Genomic DNA, 19,738 nt, shown 5'->3' with positions numbered 1-19,738 from the left:
GTCGACCGGGAGCGCAGGTTCGAGGAGTGTGTCGGTAGCAGTGGCAGTGGAATCTTCGGTGCTGCTGAAGTGGTACTCCGAGACGGCTCGCGACCTGCCGTGGCGACGCGAGGGCGTCAGTGCCTGGCAGATCCTGATGAGCGAGATCATGCTCCAGCAGACGCCGGTGGTGCGCGTTGCGCCAATCTGGGAAGAGTGGGTCGAGCGCTGGCCGGTACCGTCGGCGATGGCAGCGTCGAGCCAGGCAGAAGTGCTTCGCGCGTGGGGCAAACTCGGTTATCCACGCCGCGCGCTGCGGTTACACGAATGCGCGGGCGTCCTGGCTGCCGAGCACGGTGACGTGCTCCCGGAAGACGTCGACACTCTGCTCTCCCTACCGGGAATCGGTTCGTACACCGCCCGCGCCGTGGCGTGCTTCGCCTACGGACAGCGAGTGCCTGTGGTGGACACCAACGTACGACGCGTAGTTGCGCGAGCCGTCCACGGCAATGCGGAACCCGGGAACCCGTCCAACACGCGAGACCTCGCCGACGTCGCGGCGCTGCTGCCGAGGACGCGTGCGCGCGCCGCCACCTACAGCGCAGCTCTCATGGAACTCGGTGCACTGATCTGCACGGCGCGGAACCCGAACTGCGAGAACTGCCCTTTGCCGAACTGCGCGTGGGTCGCTTCTGGCAAACCGGCACACACCGGACCACCCAAGAAGGTGCAGAAGTTCGCGGGCACAGATCGCCAGGTTCGTGGAAAATTGATGGCCGTTCTTCGCGAGAGTCACCGTCCGGTCGAGCGCGCGCAACTCGACATCGTCTGGCCGGCCGATCCGGGTCAGCGTGACCGTGCGTTGCATTCACTGCTGGTCGACGGACTGGTCGAGCAGACCGACGACGGCCTGTTTGCGCTGGCCGGAGAGGGTACGGCTTAGCCGACTCGCAGCGGGGTGCATTCTTCGGCTGTGGGTTCGTCGGTCTGGAGCGGTGCGACTTCCGGATCAGAACGCCGAAGTACAGCAGGAACGGCAGGCACCACTGGATCGCAAGGCGCAAGTGTCGGAATCTGTAGGGCAGCGCCGGGCGGGGGCCCGCTGGTGGAGGTCGCCGACTCGGCGCCGATGTTCGGGCTATCCGTGGACACCGCGCGCGACCCGTCTGGGGACAGCGCGATCAGCAACCCCGTCAACATGAGTAGAAGCGGCAGTACTATTGCCGCCGCCCACCGGACCCTGTTGACGGGCCGGACAGCCATGCCGTCACCGGACCGAACTTCGCTTCCGCGATCGGCCGCTACCAGCGCAGCCCCTATCGCCAGTTGGGTCCGCTCGCCGAGAAACAGGAAGCCGAGACCTGCCAGTTCAGCGGCTTCCGCGGACGGCTGCCGAGAGTCTTCCTTCACGAGCATCGCGACGAGCATCTTGGGCACAGGGTCTCGTTCGGCGACGAGGAGGTCCAATGTCGCAGCAAATGTCGAGCTGTCCGCAAGCAACTCGGCCGTGTCGTAACGATGCGCCGAGTCCACGACGCCTGCTCTCGGGTCGACGGCCGCGATCACGGTCTCACTGCCGTCCGGCCAGAACGCGAGAATCGGCGAAACACCAATGAGAGCGTCGACCGTCCGCAGGTAGGCAAGCCGTGCGTCGAGACCGTTGACCAACTCGATGTTCTCGAAAGGACTGGAGGACAACGAATCCGAGACAAGTTCGCGCACGTCCGCACGCTCGCACATCACTCCGACGACGGTGGGGCACAGATTCGAGCGCAGGGCTCGACCGGTGGCGACCTCGGCCGCGGAGGCGAGTGCGCGCGCCGACGCTTGCGGAGAGGGAACAGTCCCGTCTGCACCCCAGGGGTGACGGAACTCGTCGATCGAGCCAAGAAGGGGTGTGTCCGCATCTACGAGAGCTGTTGAAATTGACTGATTTTCGAATACAACGCCCAGGCTTTCACGCACTGGATCCTCCATTGACTGCTACTGACTGTTACGAGTGTTGCCATTCCTGCGAAGCAGTATCAGAACGTCAGGCCACCGACCGCCATTGCACCTGGTTCCAGCACCACATCCACCGGCGCTCGGCCGTCGACCGTGACGCGATACGTCCCCGGTAGCAGTCCGACAAACGAGAAGTGACCCTCGAACGGTTTCACCGTCCGCGCTGTCGCGTGCCCGCATTGATCGACGCCGTCGATCACCACCGCCTCCGAGATGCCCGATGTCACCAGACCTGAGATTCGTCCATCTGCCGAGACAGCAGCCCACTGGCTTCTCTGACCACCAACAGAAATCCCGTACGGATCACACACTCCCGGGGTGGTCGCCACCCGCACCGTGACATCGCCCGACCGCACGCGAACCGCCCCCCGATCTGCGGTGACCAGTGCAGCGATCGGTAGACCGTCGGCGTCTTCCCGCTTTCCCGCAGTCATCGTCGCCGTTCGGGTGAAGTACCGGTCCGCTTCCAGATTGCCTATCAGGCAATGTAATCCGACCTCGTCGACACCCGAGCCGTCTCCGCAGTAATCAGGCACGGACGGCAGAACGAAACCTCGAGGCACCGGAAGTTGCACGACCACGTCGGAGAGCGGGTTGCCCCGGACACCGATGTCGATGACATACGTCACCGGATCACCCTCTCGGACAATGCCGTTGGACGGTCCCGAATCGAGCCCTGGACCGTCAGCGGGATCGAAGGGCGGTGCACCGTCAATCGCCGTCAGCTCGACGGTGAAGGGAGGCACGAACTCTCCCTCGGCCGCCAATCGAACATCCGACTGCATCGGCAGCAAGCCGAGCGCAGCAGCGCCGACCACCAGAGCCCCGGTCACGACAACTATGCCGATACCTCGCACTCCTCGGCGCCACGCTCTCGGCCGGAGTCCGACGACAACGGCCTTCGACCGCACCTCTGACAGACGAGTTCTCACGACGCTCCTTCGATGTCTGACTCTCTCGGGCCTCCGACAGGCGCTCGCGGCCACATTTGGCGAATCCCGAGCTACGTTCAATAGAAGTCGCTCGAGGGACTCGAAAGCCAATGGTGACGGCGTGATTGTGTGGGTGAACTTCTCTCAGCCGGGGTGAATTCCCGGGTGAATTGCCCGGGATGGCACGCTCTGGATTCGCACCAGCTACGCTCCTCCCTGTAGATAGATGGATCGAGACAATCCGCCCAAACTCTTCAATCATTGCGGGGCGCGAAAGCAGAAAGGGTCCGCGCTGATGTTCGGGATGGACGGCCACGACTGGGCAGCTATTCCCGAAAGGCGCACCCTCGCGACGTCGATTCCCCGGCAAGCGCTCTTCGACAAACTTGACCGACGTGCCGCGCTGACCATCGTCCGTGCACCGAACGGCCACGGGAAATCGTCATTGATCGCATCGTGGCTGCGCGCCCATTTGGCATCCGAACGAATACTCGTCTGGGTCTCGGCCCCACGGCCCTCGTCGACACTCGAAGATTTCTGGGCCGTTGTCCTCGATCGAATCCACGCTGCCGGAATCGCACTGCCCGACGTCGACGATCTCGCCGATCCTTTCACCGCTGTCGCCAAATCCCTGAACGCCCTCAGCCGCCCCGTGCTGCTCGTGCTGATCAGGCCGGATCTGATATCGGAACCAGAGTTGGACGATCAGTTGATCGAACTCCTCACCCTCTGCCACAACCTGGACCTCGTGGTCACACTCTCGGGCTTCGGCATGTTCTCCGAGCCGTACCTGCTCGACACCGACCACGAGGTGATAAGCGCGAGTGAGCTGTTGTTCACGAGAGCCGATACCGCCCATTTGCTCGCACAAGCTGACGTACACACGACTGACGGTGATGCCGAACAAATCACATCCCTGACAGGTGGGCTGCCAGCGCTGGTTCGTGTCGCCGTTCCCGCCGTCCAGACATCGGGTAGCCGCAACCGCGAGCAGATGATCAGGAATAACACCGCGCAGGCGGTCGACGACTACGTGAACAAATCCGTTCTCATGACCGCTGATCATGTGAAACAACTCGAGTTCCTGCTCGCGACGGCCTTTGCGCGATCGATCACCGTCGACATCGCCGCCATGCTGTTCGAGTCCCAACACCCTGAGGATGGCGAGACTGTTCATCAGATTCGCGTGCGCCTGGCGATACTGGAGACAGCCGGGTTGTTGTCACGGGTCGAGACCGAAGCCGAAGAAACCTGGGAGCTGCCTCCCGCCATTCGTCGATCGATACTCGCGCACCAAAAGCGCGCTGGAGTCGATCCGGCGCAACGTCTTTCGTTCCTCGCACACAACCGACTCGACCACGGTCATCACGCGTCGGCGCTGGACTACGCGGTCGAGGCACAGAACTGGACCCTGGCAGTAGACATCGTCGAGCAACACTGGGTGACGATGATCGTCCACAATCTGGACTCGGTTCGCTCTGCTCTCCAACGGATTCCGGCGGAAGCTGCGGACAAACACTCTGCCGTGGAGGCGGGGCGCGCACTGTTCACGATGCATCCGAGCGAGCGCTCGACGGTAGTCGACTTGCTACCCGAATCGCCGGCAGAACTGTGGGCTCTCGGCGCTGAATCCGGCGCGAAGGACGCCTTGAGCATTGCCTGCGTTCAATCGATCATGCTCAGGATGGCAGGCGAATACGGGCTCGCAGCAGAAACCACCAGGCGCCTGTCTCATCTCAGTCGCAGTGCGCTGGAGAACAACCCGGAAGCGGTCAGCGCACAGCTCCCTCTCATGCGACTTCAATGGGCGATCAATTTTCAATTGAGCGGCAGGTTCACAGAATCCACGATCAAGGCTCGAATGGCGTACCACGGCGCCCTGTCTCATGGAGTCGACTTCATCGCTCGTAACTCTGCGGGAAGTGCCGCCCTGAATTGGGCGCTGGCTGGTGAGCCGCGGCAGGCCACACACTGGTCCGAACTCGAACAGAAGCATCCGGACCCCGGCGGTTGGCTCGAACCTGTGGTCAAGATCGCCGGCCTGACAGCGCGGGCGCTCACTGCTCTCGACACACTCGACTTCGACGACGCACGTCTCGCATTGACCGAACTCGGTCTTCCGTCCGACACCGAGGAACTGTGGGCATTCGTCGTCTATGCGCATTGCCAATTCGCCTTGACCTCCGGCGACCACACTGCGGCACTACTGTTGCTCCACAATGCGATCGAAGCACATTCCAAGCAGTACACGGCTACATCTTTCGCGCTTCCTCTGTTGCAATCCGCAGAGATCGATCTCTTGCTCGCTCTCGGACAGGGGAACAATGCCGTAGCACTGGCCAAGGAGATCATCGATCCTGCAGCCAACCCGTGGACGCTCACGTCGGTGGCGCGTTTACGTCAGCGGATCGGCCAGAACGAGGCCGCGGTGGCGCTGTGTCACCAGTTCGACTGGTCTGGCGTATCCTATCCGCGGGCACAGATGGAATCGCTTCTGGTGCAAGCGGTTGCCCACTCCGAGCTGGGTGAGCCACGCCTCGCCTCTCAGGAGTGGTCCAGAGCGTGCAGCATCGCGGATCAGACCGGACTTCTACGTTCGTTCGCGACCATCGCATCGTCGGACGTCGAGAAACTCGAATCGATGGCCGAAACGAAATCGCGTGCACTCGCCGAATTCTCGAAAAGGGCTCCTGCGGAATCTTTTCCGGAATTCGTACATATCGTGGAGCTGACCGAACGCGAACAGAAAGTCCTCTCACTCCTGGCGCTCGGCATGGGGTCGGCTGCGATGGCCGACAAACTGTACGTGTCCGTCAACACCGTCAAGACTCAACTGCGCACTCTCTACAAGAAGCTCGACGTACACAATCGAAACGAAGCGATCACGAGGGCACGCCAACTGCGCTTGCTGTAGTCCGGGGTCGGATCTGATTTCGGACTACATTCTGTAGGCATGAGCACCGATTCCTGCGTCTTCTGCAAGATCGTCGCGCTGACCGAGCCGGCGATTCTCGTTCACGAGAGCGAGACAACTCTCGCATTCCTCGATGCACGGCCGGTGAGTCGCGGACACACCCTGGTGGTCCCCAAGCGTCATGCAGAGAACCTCGATGCTCTCGAAAGTCACGAAGGCGCAGAGATGTTCCGCGTCGGCACGCTCATCGCCGGAGCTCTACGCCGCTGCGACATTGCCGCTGACGGAGTCAACTTTCTCGTCAACGACGGGCGTGCCGCGGGCCAAACCGTGTTCCACTCGCACCTGCACGTCGTCCCCCGCCATCGCGGCGACAAGGCGAAGTTCGCTGCTGGACTCCTCGCCAGGCGAGCCGTCGAGCTGGAGCAGGTGGGCGCGTCGATCCGAAGTCAGCTCACGGTCTGAAGGAATTCCGTCACCACTTCGCGATAGCGCTGCGGTTGATCGTCGTGGACCAGGTGGCCTGCATCGGCAATACATACGTACCGAGTTCCCGGCCTCTCGGCCATCTCGCGCATCTGTCCCTCAGGGGTGATGGTGAACTCTCCCTCGATCAGCAAGGTCGGCACCTCGATCGCCTTCCACTGATCCCAGAAATGCCTCGTGCCCCACTCCTCCGAGATGTCGCGGAAGGTCGACACGTCGCCGTGCAGGTACCACCCGTCGTCGCGGCGGTCGAAAGAGTCGAGAAAGTACTGGCCGGCGACGGGGCCGAAGAATTCCTTCATCGCCTCCTCGGAAGCAAACGGCTGCGGCCACGCCGAGATCATCTGCGCCCAGTCCGCAGCGGTGCGTCCACGAAAGTCCGGGGCCATGTCTTCGAGGACCAGCGCACAAACCTTTTCGGGATGCGCGGCGGCGAAGCACCACGCATGCAGAGCCCCCATCGAATGACCGATCACGATCATCGGCTCCTCGATGGACGCAACGGCCGATGTCAGGTCCTCGACGAATGCCTCGGTAGTCAGTGCCGCTGGCGCCGGCCTGCCGTGACCGGCAGCGTCAAAGGTGTAGACGTGGCCGAACTCGCGGATCCACGGCACCTGGCGTCGCCACGTTCGGGAGCTGCCCATGAGGCCGTGCAACAACAGAATCGGTTGTCCCGTTCCACCTTCGTCATGCAACACGAGTGTCACGGTACGCGGTGAAGGTGCGCGGGTAATGTCGCTTGCATGGCAGTCGTGAAGATCAATGCAATCGAGGTCCCCGAGGGCGCCGGCCCCGAACTGGAGAAGCGCTTCGCAGCACGCGCTCACGCAGTCGAGAACTCCCCGGGCTTTCTCGGATTCCAACTCCTCCGCCCCACCGCCGGTGAGAGCCGCTACTTCGTGGTGACTCAGTGGGAGTCCGAGCAGGCGTTCGCCGATTGGCGTGACGGCCCCGCCCGTGAAGCCCATTCCGGCGAGCGCGCGAAGCCCGTCGCTTCGGGTGCGTCGTTGCTCGAATTCGAAGTTGTCCTGGACGTCGCCGCAAAGAGCTGATCTCGAGCGATTGTGCCTGCCTTGGCGGGCACAATCGACGGTCATCTCGGCTTCACGCGTTGACACGGTGCGGGCTGTAGTGCAAAAGTTCGCATGTAAACGCGATGGTCCGACAGGAATCCGGTGAAAGCCCGGAGCGGTCGCGCCACTGTAATTCGAGGTGAAGTGCCTTTTTCGGCACGACTATTTCGACAGCCAGACACTTCGGCCATCGCATGGACCTAGGGGACGCGAAAATCCCAGGAGGCTTCGATGGCTCTCGCCTATTCTCCCGATACGTCGATCGATTCGACTCGTCTTGCTTTCCTCGCCGCTGCAGTAGTTCTGTTCGCGATGCTGGCTCTCTACCTGGTCGGATTCGACCAGGGCGCTATCTCTCGCACCGGCATGTACATGCATGAATTGATGCACGACGGTCGACACTTGATGGGCCTGCCGTGCCACTAGTCGACAATTTCACGAAGCTTCTCATTCGTGGTTTGTTGGCTGGTCTGATCGCAGGCATCCTTGCCGGCGGAGTTGCATTCGTGCTGGGTGAACCGCACGTCAACGCTGCCATTGCGATCGAAGAAGCCAACAGCGCCACCGGTGAGGTTTCCGGCGAAGCCGCTGGGCATTCGCACGGTGACGAAGAAGAACCACTGGTGAGCCGCGACGGGCAGCGCGCCGGGCTGTTCCTGGCCACAGCGCTTGCCGGACTGGCACTCGGGGCGATCTTCTCGGTCGTCGCCAATTACGCTCGACGACTCACCGGAATGTCCGGGCCGTTGTTGGCGATCACCATCGCCGTCGGTGGTTGGCTGGCTATCGAGGCCGTGCCCTTTTTCAAGTACCCGGCCAATCCGCCGGCCGTCGGAGATCCCGACACCATCAACCAGCGCACACTGCTGTGGCTGGCCGCCGTGATTCTCGGGCTGCTGTCCGTCACCGCGGCAGCAGCGGCGGCAAAGGCAGTTTCCGGGCACGAGTTCCTCAGCGTGCGCATCGCTGCTCCGGTGGCTGCGTTCCTGGTGATCGTCGCGATCGGTTACGTCTCGCTTCCCGGCATCAACGAGGTGGGCGAGGACTTCCCGGCAACTCTGCTGTGGGAGTTCCGACTTTCCTCGCTCGCTACGCAGGCGACGCTCTGGCTCGTACTCGGGTTGGCATTCGCCTTCCTTACCGAGCGCGCGACCAAGAACACCGAAGTAGCAAAGAAGTACGCCCTTCGCTGAACCTGCTGTGCGCCTTTATTAACCTCCCGCGGTTAATAAAGGCGCACAGCAGTTCTTTTTCAGCTCAGATGATGCACTTCCTGCAGTCCGTACACCGGCGTCGGGATGCCCTCGTAACGCGCCTTCAACTGCAACGCCAAGTACAGCGAGTAGTGGCGCGACTGGTGCAGATTGCCTCCGTGGAACCACAGCGCTTCCTGCTGCGTCGGCTTCCACATGTTGCGCTGCTCGCCTTCCCACGGTCCCGGATCCTTGGTGGTATTCGAGCCCAGGCCCCACACCTTGCCGACCTTGTCGGCGGTGTCCTGACCGATCAGATCCGCCACCCAGCCATTCATCGAGCCGTAGCCGGTCGCGTAGACCACCACGTCGGCAGGCAATTCCGTACCGTCTTCGAGGATCACGCTGTTCTCGGTCAGCTCACGAATGTTGCCGTGCGCGAGCTTGATGTCTCCATTGGCAACCAGTTCGGCAGCGCCGACATCGATGTAGTAGCCCGAGCCACGGCGTAGGTACTTCATGAACAGGCCCGAACCGTCGTCGCCCCAGTCGTGCTCGAAGCCCGCCTTCTCGAGGCGATCGTAGAAATCCTTGTCGCGCTCACGGATTGCGTCGTACACCGGGATCTGGAACTCGTGCATGATCCGGTACGGCAGCGAACCGAACGTGAGGTCCGCCTTGTGTGTCGTCATGCCGGCGGCCAGTGCTCGCTCCGAGTACAGATCGCCCAAGCCCAAATCCATCAGCGAATCCGACTTCACGATGTGCGTCGAGCTGCGCTGCACCATCGTGACGTCGATACCGTTCTCCCACAGTGCGCCGCAGATGTCGTGCGAGGAGTTGTTGGCCCCGATCACGACGACCTTCTTGCCCACGTACTGATCCGGGCCGGGGTGCTTGCTCGAGTGGTGCTGATCGCCGAGGAACTTGTCCTGCCCGGGGAACGTCGGAACGTTGGCCTTGCCGGACATACCCGTCGCCATCACCAACTGCTTGGGACGCAACGTCAACTTCTCGCCGTTGCGGTTGACCTCGACGGTCCATTCCTGGGTCTTCTCGTCGAACGACGCCGAGGTGCAGGTCGTGGAACTCCAGTACGGAACCTCCATGACCTTGGTGTACATCTCGAGCCAGTCGCCGATCTTGTCCTTGGGCGCGAACACCGGCCAGTTGTCGGGGAACGGCATGTAGGGCAGGTGGTCGTACCAAACCGGATCGTGCAGGCACAGGGACTTGTAGCGTCCGCGCCACTGATCGCCGGGTCGCTCGTGGCTGTCGATCACGATGGCCGGTACTCCGAGCTGACGCATCCGGGCGCCGAGCGCGATGCCGCCCTGGCCGCCGCCGACGATCACGACGTAAGGCTGTGTGGTGTAACCGAGTTCGCGGTCTTCGATCTCCTTCTGCTCGGCCCACGTGATGCGGTTCGGGTCTGCCCCATGCTTGGCGCCGCGCGGACGACGAGTGCCCTTGCCTTCTTCGTGTCCCTTCAACTCCTGCAGCGACGTCAGCAGGGTCCAACCTTCATCTCCCTTCAAACGAAGGTGCCCGTGCGCGCGACCGGTTGCAGTCTCGAACTCGATCCAGGCTGACGTAACGCCGTCGGCCTCGTCGGGTGTCTCGGTCGTCCGAAATCCCGAAGGATCGGTGTCGTCGAGTCGCGCGGAGAGCATGTCGGCGATCTGCTCGCGACCCTCGACGGTCTTGATGTTCCAGGTGAACGACACCAGGTCTCGCCAGAAGCTGTCGAGTGCGAATTTGCCTGCCACACGCTCGATGTCACGAGCCGCGAGGGCCGACTCGAAATCCGCCAGCCAGGCGTCGACGCGCTCCTGAGGTGTCACCGCCGTCAACTTCACCTCGGGGGTGACTGCGGAATCGATGGTTTGCGTCATCACTTCTCCTTGTTTGTGAATGTGACACACAGCACATCCCATAAGTGGCCCCGGTCACAAGCGTTGCAGTCTGTTGCAATCAGTGGACGCGGTGCCGGCGTCCGATACCGGTTACCCGCACCGAGGTGCGGGCAACCGACTCACCCCTCAGCAGGCTTGAATCTGCCGAGTCCCAGCGACTGAAATCCCACGACGTAGAACAGCGTCCACAACACGGCCCAATCCACGAAACCCAGTGCATTGCCGTGCAATCCGTCGACAACTGCCGGCTCGTGAAGAATGTACTCTGCCGCAAAGCGGTAATAGAACAAGAATGTGACCACCGCGAGCGCAAACGTGAGCAGCGCGCGGATCGCCAGGTTGACCCCGTCCGCAAAGCCCGTGGGCTTGTTACCGAAGGCGTTGGCCCAGAAGATCATCCAGAAAGCCCAGCACACCCCGAGCTGCGCCGGGAATTGATGGATCACACCGCCCAACTCGGCAACGGCATCGCTTCCCACCAGCGTCTTCACGACCGGAAGTGGCACGAAGTACAAGCCGGTTCCGACGGCGAAGTTACCGATCGTGGCTGCGAGCGCCGTCTTACCCCCGCCGCCGAACAGTCGCCACGGCCAGTTGTCGAGCGTCTGGCCAGTCAGGATCACGACCACCACGACGCAGTAGAACCACCCGAGCACGGTGTCGACGGTCATCAACGGATCCGTGGCGGACAGCGACACGGACGGCAGACCGAACACGAAGTACAGCGCCAGCGTCGGGACGGCGACAAACGCGATCTCACACAAACCCACCAACGGCTGCTTCATCCCCAGGGAAGTCCACGGCCAATGCTGCCAGTTCAGGACCACCATCACCCAGGTCCCGAAGCCGAAGAGCACGAACAGCGCACCCGCGAAATATCCGAGGCCGCCCTCACGATCGGCCGCGAAATCCGGGTACAAACTCCCCAAGCCGTTTGCCAGGAGCCACGTCACGACGACGGCGAAGACCGCGGTCGCGACCATGATCGCCAGGCCTTTCGCCGGCTGCGGGAGTCGGTCGAAGCCGGCGAACTCGCAGTTGAAGCCGATGAACACAACAAAAAGGATTGCCCAGAAAAGCGCCGCGTTGAACGGCAGAGGATAGAAACTCCAGGGACTGGTGGTCGGATCGGCCAGAAGGTACCAACTCGCCACGGCCAGCACGAGAACGATCACGAGGTTCGCGATCCCGAACCCGATCCAGCGGCGTGACGGTTGTCGGCTCGGCGTGGCCGGTTCCGTGGGTGTGTCGACTGTAGCGGTCATGTGCCCTCTCCCAGATTGTCTCGCAAGATGATTCGCGAAGTGGTGGCGCAACTATGGAACCGTCGCGCGGGGTACCGGGAGGGTTGCCAAGGGTTGCAACTGCTGTCCGATTTTCCGGAATTGCAACACGGTGCAACCCTTCCGCATTGTGGTCGCCGTCACATACAAATCACTCACCGGTTCACAACCGACTGGTTCACTGCTTACGAGGAGATCTGCATGAGCATCACGGGCAAGGTAGTACTGGTCACCGGCGCCGGCCAAGGCATCGGACGCGGAATCGCTCTCCGCCTCGCCCACGACGGCGCCGACATCGCGTTAGTCGACCTCGACCAGACCAAGCTGGATGCGGTTGCCGACGAGATCAGACGGATCGGCCGTCGTGCAACGACGTTTGTCGCCGACGTCAGCGATCGAGCGCAGGTCAACGCAGCCGTCGAACATGCACACCAGGAATTGGGCGGATTCGACGTCATCGTCAACAACGCGGGAATCGCTCTCGTCGGCCCGATCTCCGACGCGACGCCGGAAGAGGTCTCCAAGATCTGGAGCGTCAACGTCGACGGTGTCCTGTGGGGAATTCAAGCTGCAGCAGCAAAGTTCCAAGCTCTGGGTCAGCGCGGAAAGATCATCAACGCGTCGTCCATCGCCGGCCACGACGGGTTCGCCATGTTAGGTGTTTACAGCGCAACAAAATTCGCGGTCAGGGCCCTCACTCAGGCTGCGGCCAAGGAATACGCGTCCGACGGAATCACCGTCAACGCGTACTGCCCCGGCGTCGTGGGCACCGACATGTGGGTGACGATCGACAAGAGGTTCGCCGAATTGACCGGTGCACCAGAGGGCGCCACCTACGAGAAGTTCGTCGGCGGAATTGCGCTGGGTCGAGCTGAAACCCCCGACGATGTCGCCGGTTTCGTCTCGTACCTTGCCGGGCCCGATTCCGACTACATGACCGGTCAGGCCGGTCTCATCGACGGCGGCCTCGTCTACCGCTGACCGCGGTGTCTTCACTGAAAGCGGTGTCTTCGCTGAAAACGGTATCTTCGCTGAAAAAGCGGTTGCCCGAGCCCGCGATGCCGCCCGGCGAGGATCCTCGCGACTACGCGAGGACCCTCGCCGCGGTGTACGACGCGACGATGGCCGGAGACCGCGCACCGGCCCGCCCCAGGGACGTGGTCCGCCAATCGTGGCAACGCCTGCGCGAGTTAGGTATCGACCCCGAACACAACCGGGTCGAACCGTCCATGGACGTCGCCGAACTCGATCTCCGTCGTCGTGAGTCCGGACTGTACGACGTGCTCGACGACGTGACGCGTGGACTCGAATCGGTTACCGCGAGCGGTGAGAACATCATGGTCGTCGCAGATCTTCGCGGAACTGTTCTGTGGCGCAGCGGGTCCCATCGAGTACTGGACCAAGCTGCGCGTCTGGGATTTGTCGAGGGTGCGAACTGGGCCGAGGACAGCGTCGGCACCAACGCCATCGGAACGGCATTGGTGTCACGACAGGCGGTTCAGATCTTCTCGGCGGAACACTATGCGCGCAGCCATCATCCGTGGACCTGCGCGGGGGCACCCATCCGCGATCCGCGGGACGACCGTGTCATCGGCGTCGTCGACATCAGTGGTCCCGCCAAGACCGTCCACCCCACCACACTCGCTCTGGTCGACGCCGTCGCACGCCTCGCGCAATCACACCTACGCGACAAGCATCGGGACAATCTCGATCAATTGCGTTCTGTTGCAGGGCCGATGCTTGCACGTAGCGGATCACCGGCATTGGTGATCGATACTCATGGCTGGGTAGCGGCGGTCGATGCGCTACCTCATCGCTCGCGCGTGCTGCTCCCCGCGGCTTTGGCTCCCGGCAGGACGTGGTTCCCCGCTTTGGGTCTGTGCGAACTGGATCCACTTCCCGGCGGGTGGGTGGTCCGGCCGATCGCCACCGGCGAGAAAATCAGTGCGCCCACGGTGCATATCGATCTGCGCGATTCCGAGAACATGTCGGTGACCGTCACGTCGGGGTTGGGCGAATGGGCCTACTCCCCGACCCAGCGGCATGCGGAGATTCTGTTTCTCCTCGGATCCGAGAGGCGTGGACTGACCGCATCGCGGTTGGCGCAGGATCTTTTCGGTGACCCGGCCCGCACGGTGACCGCGCGGGCCGAGATGTCGCGTCTGCGCAAGAACCTTGCCGGAGTTGTTGCAGCGCAGCCGTACCGGTTCGTCGATGCAGCGCACGTCACGCTTTCCTGCCCCGACGACGGTGCACATCTGTTGCCGTTCTCGAACGCCCCGGCAGTTCGTGCCGCTCGCCTTACTCAGGCCGGTTCGGAGGCCTGAGTAAGCAACTGCAGAAACACCTCTTCGGGTTGAGCGCCGGATACTGCGACCGCACGGTTGGCGACGAAGAACGGAACGCCGCTGACCTGCAGTTGGCGGGCCATGGACAGATCTTCGCGAACAGCCTCGGCTGCGGCATCGGAGCCCAGTTGCTCGCGCACGACGTCGGCGTCGAGGCCGACGCTCACGGCCAGCTCGACCAGCACCTCACGGTCGTCGATCACCTTGCCGTCGCTGAAGTGCGCTTTGAACAGCGCTTCGAGGAGTTCGTTCTGCCGCTCACCCGCGAGATGCAGCAACCTGTGCGCATCAAAGGTGTTGGCGGCGATCACGGTGTCGAAGTCCAAGGTCAAGCCGACCTCGGCTGCCGTCGCGCTGACGTGGGCGAACATCTGACGTACCTGTTCAGGCGCCATCCCCTTCATCTCGACCAAGGCGTCGAGTTCGGTTCGTCCCTCTCCCACCGGGGTCTCCGGAGCGAGCTGGTACGAGCGCCAGATGACGTTGACGCGGTCCTTGTTCTCGAAACGATCCAGAGCCGAAAGGAACCTGGTCTTTCCGATGTAGCACCACGGACAAGCGACGTCAGACCACACTTCGATGGTCACGTCTTGGTCAATCACGATTTGATCAGTCACCGAAGGTGCAACAACGAACAGGGCCGGGATTAGTCCCGGCTCGCGTCACGAGGTCACAGAATCACGTGACCAGACCACACCGGAACGCGATCAACGACGCACTCACCCGGTTGGGCACACCGAGCTTGGCGAACAACGAGGAGATATGCGTCTTGACGGTGGTCTCACCGAGGTACAGCCGCTCCGCGATGACGCTGTTGGCCGCGCCTGTCGCCAGGATTGTCAGCACTTCGCGCTCACGCTCGGTGAGCGAAGCGAGGGGAGTCAGGTCGGGTGCTTGCCGACGCGGCGCCGAGGCCACGATGGCACGTAGAGAATCGGAGCTGAACAACGAGTGGTCCGACGCCACCACCCGTACTGCCTGCTGGAACGCCTGTGGGGCCGCGTCCTTGCTCAGAAAACTGTGCGCGCCCGCCTCGACCGCCTGCACGACCATGTCGTCGACGTCGAAGGCGGTCATCGCAATGACCTTCGGCGGATTGCTCATGGTCATCAACTCTCGGGTGGCCTCCAAGCCACCGACCCGTGCCATCTTCAGATCCATCAGCACCACGTGCGGACGAAACCGAGTGACTTTGGCTGCGACCTGATCGCCGTCCTCGGCCTCGGCAACCACCACGATGTCCGGCGCTGCTTCCAGGATGTCCTTCATTCCGCGCCGAACCCAGGCGTCGTTGTCGACGATCAAAACTGTGATGCGCGAGTCAGCGTCCATAGTGCGCTCAGATTACCCAGAGCCCCCGACAGTCGGAGGGTGGGAGGGTTACGACGACCAGGGCACCCAGCAACTGACGAGGAAATCGTCCCCCAGCGCGCCTGCCTCCACCTTGCCGCCGATTTCTCTTGCCTGTTCGGCCAACCCGCGTAAGCCGGACCGCGAACCGATCGACGTCATGGGTGGAAGCTCGCTCAGCTTGTTGCGTGCGAGGATACGAATTCCGTCGTGCGGCGACCCGGTCACCGAAATGACGAGCATCTGGTCGCTCGCGTACTTCTGGACGTTGGTCAACGATTCCTGAACGACGCGATAACAGACGTGCCCCGCCAACATTCCGACATCACCCGGGAGCAGCTCCGATTCGAGACGGCAGTGAATGCCCGCGGCGCGTGCACCGTTGACCAGATCGCCGATCGCGTCGATCCCCTGGTGCCCGCCGTGTTCGCGGCGATCACCGCTTCCCCTGAGCACTCCGACGATTCCCTTCAATTCGTCCAAAGCCTCGTGCGCGGTGGTTCTGATCATCGCAGCGGTGTTGACGACCTTCTCGGGATTGTCTGCCGCGCTGACCTGTAACCCACCGGCGAACAACGAAATCCGGCTCAGACTGGCCGCGATCGTGTCGTGCATGTCGCGCGCGATCCGCGTTCGTTCCTCGGTGCGAATCATCTCGTCGCGCATCACGTCTGTTTTCTCGGTGGCAAGATCCCGTACGTGTTCGGCCTCGACGAGTTCGGTTCTGGTCCGAATCAGGAGCGAGAGCGCCACGACGATGCCGACCATGACGGCTGCGACGAGCCACGGGATCCAGATGGCGACGTCGTATTGAACAACCGCCGAACCGTCCTTGGGTTTCATCGTTCCCATCGTGAGAACGGAGTACTCACGATTGCGAAAAGCGTCGTAGGTCAACGAAATTCCGCACGCGACGAAGACAGCTGCCGCAGCGGCAGCAAGCCGAGGCCCACGCGCGATCCGAGCAACGGCGAACAATGCGATGAGCGCCGCCGTCGCATCGGTGGGGAAGAACAACGGGCCGACCAGCGTGATCGCCAGAACCACCCAGGGATACTGATGGCGCCACACAAGCGATATCCCACCGGCCACGCCCAGGACGAACCCGATACCGACCAATACCGGTGGCATATTTCCCGACGCGCCTGCGATGCCCACCGTCATGAAGGAACAGAAAAGGCTGAACGCGACAGCGGCGGTAGTCCATACGCGTCGTCGCACAACGGTTCCTTTGGTGGTGATCACCGAGCAAGCGTATCCACCGCCACCGACGCCTCGAATCAGCCGAACGGGTGGACGAACCGCCAGGCTCCGACCGAAAGGATGAGGCGGACCGATCTTTCGACCGAAGCGGTGAGCAGTCCTCACATCGTTGACTTGTGCCATACCAACTCTCGAAAGGCGCACATCATGCGATCACTCCGCACTCCCCTCGCCCTCCTCGCCGTCGGCGCAGCCCTGTTCGCAACCATCGCCTCGGGCGAGACCGACGAAGCGAAGAAGGTCGACGACAACGGTTCTTCCGCCGCACCTGCGGCCGCCTTCGGAATCGGTGACGTCGTCGAACTGGGCGACTGGCGCGTCCAGGTACACGGCGTCGTAGATCCCTACGTCTCGACCAATCAGTTCATCACCGCTGATCCCGGAAACCGCTACGTCGTGGTCGACACCGAGGTCACCAACAACAGTGACAAGCCGTCGACGGTCTCGTCGATGATGTGCTTCGAACTGCAGGACTCGGCAAACAAGTCGTACAACATCACGTTCACCGACAGCAGCACGTCGAGTGTCGACGGAGAGCTCGCGCCGGGCGCTGCCAAACGAGGCGAATTGGCGTACGAGGTCCCCGAAGCCGCCACCGGTCTGCGCCTTCAGTTCAAGTGCGATCTGTTCTCGTCCGGCTCGGCAACCATCAACCTGTCGTGAACCGTCCGGGCGATCTGCTGCTGAATCCGTGGGCACTGGTCTCGGTGGCCGTCATCTTGATCAACGACCACGTACTCAAAGGGGCATTCGGGAACACGATGACGGGCAAGCTGTCCGACGTTGCCGGTGTGTTCCTGCTTCCCCTGCTTCTGCTCTCGGTTCTCGAGGTGCTCAGGCGAAGTCTGGTGGGGCGAGCAGCGATCGCCTGGTCCATCGCAGTCACGGGGATCGGCTTCGCCGCCGTGAAGGTGATATCGCCGATCGGCGACGCATACGAGTGGGTGATCGGGTTTCTCCGCCTGACCGCAGGAGGATTCCGCGGAGATCTCTTGCCGATCCTGGTCTATCGCGATCCCTCGGACCTGTGGGTGCTCCCGATCCTGTTCGCGAGCTATCTGGTCGTCACACACAACCGCACTCGGGCGCCGGAGGGGGCGCCCGAGCGCGAGATGATCAGTCCAGGGCCGCATCCAACGTGATGTCGACGCCGGTCAGCGCCTTGCTGACCGGGCAGGTTTCCTTGGCCGCCTGGGCAACCTTGGCAAAACCGTCGGCGTCGAGGCCGTCGACCTCGGCGCGAACGGTGAGCTTGATTCCGGTGAGCTTGAATCCGACCGCGTCGGGGCCGAGTGACACGTCCGCGGTGATGTCGAGGCTCTGCGGGGTCCCGCCGGCCTCGGCGATCAGGGCCGACAACTGCATCGCGTAGCAGGACGAATGCGCCGCGGCGATGAGTTCCTCGGGGCTGGTGGTTCCGCCGGCCTCCTCAGCTGCGCGCTTGGGGAACGACACGTCGAAGGTGGCGACGCCCGAGCTGGTGAGTTCCACCTGTCCCGATCCGGCCTCGAGGGTGCCGTTCCAGGCGGTGCGTGCGGTACGAGTTGGCATTGCTGTCCCTACTTCCGTCTTCACATGATTCGGTGAACGCCTTGCGATCACGAACCTACCCGCGATACGTGAAGTCACACCTACTGTTTCGGGCGGGACTACCCGAGGAGCGTCGCGGACAGCAGTTTCTCGACGCGGGCCTGCGCGGAGTTCTCCGAGGAAAAGTGCACGATTCGGCCGATGTCGAAGACCAGTCCGAGCGCCGCGTGGACGAGAAACCGCGCTTGGACGATCGACAACTCCGGACGCGCCTCGACACACAAGTGCGCCCACTCCTCGACGTTCAAACGCTGAATGTTGCGCAACTCGGTCCGTGATCGATCCGGCAAACTGCCGATCTCGGCAAAGTACACGGCCAACAGTTCGCTGGTTCCGAACGAAACCTCGACGTACATCTTCGCCAACGTCTCGACGGCCGCGAGAGGAGTCTCCGACTCAGCCAACGCCGAGCCCAACGTCATAGTCAGACGATCGGACGCACGGTGGAAGGCCGCAGCAAGAAGGTCGGCCTTGCTCGCGAAGTGCCGATACACACTCGACGCGTTGATACCCGCCGCGGCACCGATCTCCTCGATGCTCACGTCGTGGTAGCCGCGCTGATAGAACAGCAACACTGCTTCCTGAAGCAGCACTTCGCGTTTCGACGTCCGTACGAGGCCTGTTTTGCGTTCGGACGCCCCTGCCCTCGCGCCGTCCTCCTCGGCAACGGGCAATTCGACGCCGATGACGGACCAGCATGCCGCAAGAATCAGCGCTTCGATCTGCTTGGCGGACAACGCGGATCGATGACCGGTGATACTGGCGATCACACTGAGCACGGCGGGCGCGATGAGTTCTACATCCGCCGGGTCGAGTTCCGGACGAACCGCTGCCAGCGGCTCGGCGATCCGAAGATTGAGCGTGCGCATTCCCACCCGCAATTGCTCACGATCCTCGTCGACCAGATACCTGCCCTCCCATCGGTAGAGCCCTCCCCGGCGCCGATTCTCGATCGTCGCGCGGATGACACCCACCATCGTGGAGTTCAACTGCTCGCGTGGATTTTCGTTTCCGTGCACAGCTGGATCGCTGGCATCCAACAACGCCTGCGTCAGGTTGTTCACGGTGTAGACGAACAGGGCGTATTTCGTGGGGAAATGACGATAGAGGGCCGGACCGGAAATTCCGACCTTCGCTGCGATCTCGTCGATGCCCACCGCGTGGTAGCCACGTTCGCTGAATGCTTCCGCAGCAGCGGCCGCGATTTGCGCCTTCCGATTCTTCGGACGCGTCCGTGGTGCAGGGTCGCCGCCACGCACGGAGACGCGTGTCTGTCCGGGCACCTGACCCTCCACTTCCGTTGCTTTCTCTTGCACTGCCTTCGTCCGCTGCACCGCACTTCCACGGGCGCGAGTCCGAACGGATCATGTTAACCGTCGCGAAGGTCGCAATTCGCGCCCGGTA

At 62.5% G+C, this 19,738-nt stretch carries 20 protein-coding genes and 1 riboswitch; of the genes, 10 read left to right on the top strand and 10 right to left on the bottom strand.

From position 1 onward, the window contains the following. Positions 1-40 precede the first annotated feature (40 nt). On the top strand, positions 41-922 hold the full coding sequence (locus A0W34_RS03575) for an A/G-specific adenine glycosylase (RefSeq protein WP_081557322.1): 882 nt from the start codon (positions 41-43) through the stop codon (positions 920-922). Here A0W34_RS03575 and A0W34_RS03570 read toward each other — a convergent pair. Together A0W34_RS03570 and A0W34_RS03565 are read right to left on the bottom strand one after the other, a co-directional pair. Further along, positions 919-1,944, bottom strand: a complete 1,026-nt coding sequence (locus A0W34_RS03570; RefSeq protein ID WP_232329973.1) for a hypothetical protein — start codon at positions 1,942-1,944, stop codon at positions 919-921. The two genes, A0W34_RS03575 and A0W34_RS03570, sit on opposite strands and share 4 nt — an antisense overlap. Positions 1,945-2,003: 59 nt before the next feature. Next, positions 2,004-2,915: a hypothetical protein gene (locus A0W34_RS03565; RefSeq protein ID WP_054781752.1), complete on the bottom strand. Its 912-nt coding sequence runs from the start codon at positions 2,913-2,915 to the stop codon at positions 2,004-2,006. 226 nt (positions 2,916-3,141) lie between these two features. Between A0W34_RS03565 and A0W34_RS03560 the strand changes: the two genes are divergently transcribed. Both A0W34_RS03560 and A0W34_RS03555 read left to right on the top strand, forming a co-directional pair. Beyond that, complete coding sequence (locus A0W34_RS03560) at positions 3,142-5,829, top strand: helix-turn-helix transcriptional regulator (RefSeq protein ID WP_081557320.1); 2,688 nt, start codon at positions 3,142-3,144, stop codon at positions 5,827-5,829. A 39-nt stretch (positions 5,830-5,868) separates the two neighbouring features. Beyond that, a complete protein-coding gene (locus A0W34_RS03555; RefSeq protein WP_003945905.1) occupies positions 5,869-6,294 on the top strand; it encodes an HIT family protein in 426 nt (141 codons plus the stop codon). Here the strand turns inward: A0W34_RS03555 and A0W34_RS03550 are convergent. Beyond that, complete coding sequence (locus tag A0W34_RS03550; protein ID WP_081558744.1) at positions 6,279-7,016, bottom strand: alpha/beta fold hydrolase; 738 nt, start codon at positions 7,014-7,016, stop codon at positions 6,279-6,281. The two genes, A0W34_RS03555 and A0W34_RS03550, sit on opposite strands and share 16 nt — an antisense overlap. A gap of 45 nt (positions 7,017-7,061) precedes the next feature. On the opposite strand from A0W34_RS03550, the gene mhuD reads away from it, so the two are divergent. From mhuD to A0W34_RS03535, 3 genes are all read left to right on the top strand, one after another. Continuing rightward, the gene (gene mhuD, locus A0W34_RS03545; protein ID WP_007726927.1) at positions 7,062-7,370 is read left to right on the top strand and encodes a mycobilin-forming heme oxygenase MhuD; all 309 of its coding nucleotides are present in this window, start codon (positions 7,062-7,064) and stop codon (positions 7,368-7,370) included. A gap of 88 nt (positions 7,371-7,458) precedes the next feature. Next, positions 7,459-7,597, top strand: a riboswitch (cobalamin riboswitch). 25 nt (positions 7,598-7,622) lie between these two features. Then, positions 7,623-7,817, top strand: a complete 195-nt coding sequence (locus tag A0W34_RS03540; RefSeq protein ID WP_003945915.1) for a CbtB domain-containing protein — start codon at positions 7,623-7,625, stop codon at positions 7,815-7,817. Further along, complete coding sequence (locus tag A0W34_RS03535) at positions 7,808-8,584, top strand: CbtA family protein (protein ID WP_007726928.1); 777 nt, start codon at positions 7,808-7,810, stop codon at positions 8,582-8,584. Before A0W34_RS03540 ends, A0W34_RS03535 begins: the two co-directional genes overlap by 10 nt. Positions 8,585-8,643: 59 nt before the next feature. Here the strand turns inward: A0W34_RS03535 and A0W34_RS03530 are convergent, their stop codons facing one another. Beyond that, a complete protein-coding gene (locus tag A0W34_RS03530; RefSeq protein ID WP_081558743.1) occupies positions 8,644-10,479 on the bottom strand; it encodes a flavin-containing monooxygenase in 1,836 nt (611 codons plus the stop codon). A 140-nt stretch (positions 10,480-10,619) separates the two neighbouring features. Continuing rightward, complete coding sequence (locus A0W34_RS03525) at positions 10,620-11,765, bottom strand: hypothetical protein (protein WP_081557319.1); 1,146 nt, start codon at positions 11,763-11,765, stop codon at positions 10,620-10,622. Between the two features lie 219 nt (positions 11,766-11,984). Between A0W34_RS03525 and A0W34_RS03520 the strand changes: the two genes are divergently transcribed. Continuing rightward, complete coding sequence (locus tag A0W34_RS03520; protein ID WP_081558742.1) at positions 11,985-12,764, top strand: acetoin reductase; 780 nt, start codon at positions 11,985-11,987, stop codon at positions 12,762-12,764. Positions 12,765-12,841: 77 nt separating this feature from the next. Next, complete coding sequence (locus A0W34_RS03515) at positions 12,842-14,110, top strand: GAF domain-containing protein (protein ID WP_020968367.1); 1,269 nt, start codon at positions 12,842-12,844, stop codon at positions 14,108-14,110. Here A0W34_RS03515 and A0W34_RS03510 read toward each other — a convergent pair. The 3 genes from A0W34_RS03510 to A0W34_RS03500 all read right to left on the bottom strand — a co-directional run bounded on the left by A0W34_RS03510 (position 14,089) and on the right by A0W34_RS03500 (position 16,867). After that, positions 14,089-14,718, bottom strand: coding sequence for a DsbA family oxidoreductase (locus A0W34_RS03510; RefSeq protein ID WP_228232432.1), 630 nt, complete (start codon positions 14,716-14,718; stop codon positions 14,089-14,091). The two genes, A0W34_RS03515 and A0W34_RS03510, sit on opposite strands and share 22 nt — an antisense overlap. Before the next feature lie 91 nt (positions 14,719-14,809). Further along, positions 14,810-15,463, bottom strand: coding sequence for a response regulator (locus A0W34_RS03505; RefSeq protein WP_042451934.1), 654 nt, complete (start codon positions 15,461-15,463; stop codon positions 14,810-14,812). A 48-nt stretch (positions 15,464-15,511) separates the two neighbouring features. Then, positions 15,512-16,867, bottom strand: coding sequence for a sensor histidine kinase (locus tag A0W34_RS03500; protein WP_081557318.1), 1,356 nt, complete (start codon positions 16,865-16,867; stop codon positions 15,512-15,514). A gap of 24 nt (positions 16,868-16,891) precedes the next feature. Here A0W34_RS03500 and A0W34_RS03495 point away from each other — a divergent pair, with 24 nt between their 5' ends. Together A0W34_RS03495 and A0W34_RS03490 are read left to right on the top strand one after the other, a co-directional pair. Then, positions 16,892-17,407 carry a DUF4352 domain-containing protein gene (locus A0W34_RS03495; RefSeq protein WP_003945701.1) on the top strand — a complete coding sequence of 172 codons (516 nt, stop codon included), beginning with the start codon at positions 16,892-16,894 and terminating at the stop codon, positions 17,405-17,407. Then, complete coding sequence (locus A0W34_RS03490) at positions 17,404-17,886, top strand: hypothetical protein (protein ID WP_050656738.1); 483 nt, start codon at positions 17,404-17,406, stop codon at positions 17,884-17,886. Before A0W34_RS03495 ends, A0W34_RS03490 begins: the two co-directional genes overlap by 4 nt. On the opposite strand, the gene A0W34_RS03485 is transcribed toward A0W34_RS03490, so the two are convergent. Beyond that, positions 17,861-18,295 carry an OsmC family protein gene (locus tag A0W34_RS03485; RefSeq protein WP_042923588.1) on the bottom strand — a complete coding sequence of 145 codons (435 nt, stop codon included), beginning with the start codon at positions 18,293-18,295 and terminating at the stop codon, positions 17,861-17,863. The genes A0W34_RS03490 and A0W34_RS03485 overlap by 26 nt on opposite strands. 98 nt (positions 18,296-18,393) lie before the next feature. After that, positions 18,394-19,617 carry a TetR/AcrR family transcriptional regulator gene (locus A0W34_RS03480; RefSeq protein WP_232329972.1) on the bottom strand — a complete coding sequence of 408 codons (1,224 nt, stop codon included), beginning with the start codon at positions 19,615-19,617 and terminating at the stop codon, positions 18,394-18,396. Between the last annotated feature and the right edge of the window lie 121 nt (positions 19,618-19,738).

The organism is Rhodococcus sp. BH4 (assembly GCF_002079265.1).
In the GTDB taxonomy this organism is placed as follows: domain Bacteria; phylum Actinomycetota; class Actinomycetes; order Mycobacteriales; family Mycobacteriaceae; genus Rhodococcus_F; species Rhodococcus_F qingshengii.
Note: the sequence above shows the minus strand (reverse complement) of the source record. Positions and strands in the feature narration are given on the sequence as shown.

Coding starts and splice junctions, on each gene's coding strand:
- A0W34_RS03500 (WP_081557318.1), bottom strand. CDS start 16,867: ATGGCACAAGTCAACGATGTGAGGACTGCTCACCGCTTCGGTCGAAAG.
- A0W34_RS03485 (WP_042923588.1), bottom strand. CDS start 18,295: ATGCCAACTCGTACCGCACGCACCGCCTGGAACGGCACCCTCGAGGCC.
- A0W34_RS03555 (WP_003945905.1), top strand. CDS start 5,869: ATGAGCACCGATTCCTGCGTCTTCTGCAAGATCGTCGCGCTGACCGAG.
- A0W34_RS03495 (WP_003945701.1), top strand. CDS start 16,892: ATGCGATCACTCCGCACTCCCCTCGCCCTCCTCGCCGTCGGCGCAGCC.
- mhuD (WP_007726927.1), top strand. CDS start 7,062: ATGGCAGTCGTGAAGATCAATGCAATCGAGGTCCCCGAGGGCGCCGGC.
- A0W34_RS03515 (WP_020968367.1), top strand. CDS start 12,842: ATGCCGCCCGGCGAGGATCCTCGCGACTACGCGAGGACCCTCGCCGCG.
- A0W34_RS03525 (WP_081557319.1), bottom strand. CDS start 11,765: ATGACCGCTACAGTCGACACACCCACGGAACCGGCCACGCCGAGCCGA.
- A0W34_RS03540 (WP_003945915.1), top strand. CDS start 7,623: ATGGCTCTCGCCTATTCTCCCGATACGTCGATCGATTCGACTCGTCTT.
- A0W34_RS03560 (WP_081557320.1), top strand. CDS start 3,142: ATGGATCGAGACAATCCGCCCAAACTCTTCAATCATTGCGGGGCGCGA.
- A0W34_RS03530 (WP_081558743.1), bottom strand. CDS start 10,479: ATGACGCAAACCATCGATTCCGCAGTCACCCCCGAGGTGAAGTTGACG.
- A0W34_RS03505 (WP_042451934.1), bottom strand. CDS start 15,463: ATGGACGCTGACTCGCGCATCACAGTTTTGATCGTCGACAACGACGCC.
- A0W34_RS03520 (WP_081558742.1), top strand. CDS start 11,985: ATGAGCATCACGGGCAAGGTAGTACTGGTCACCGGCGCCGGCCAAGGC.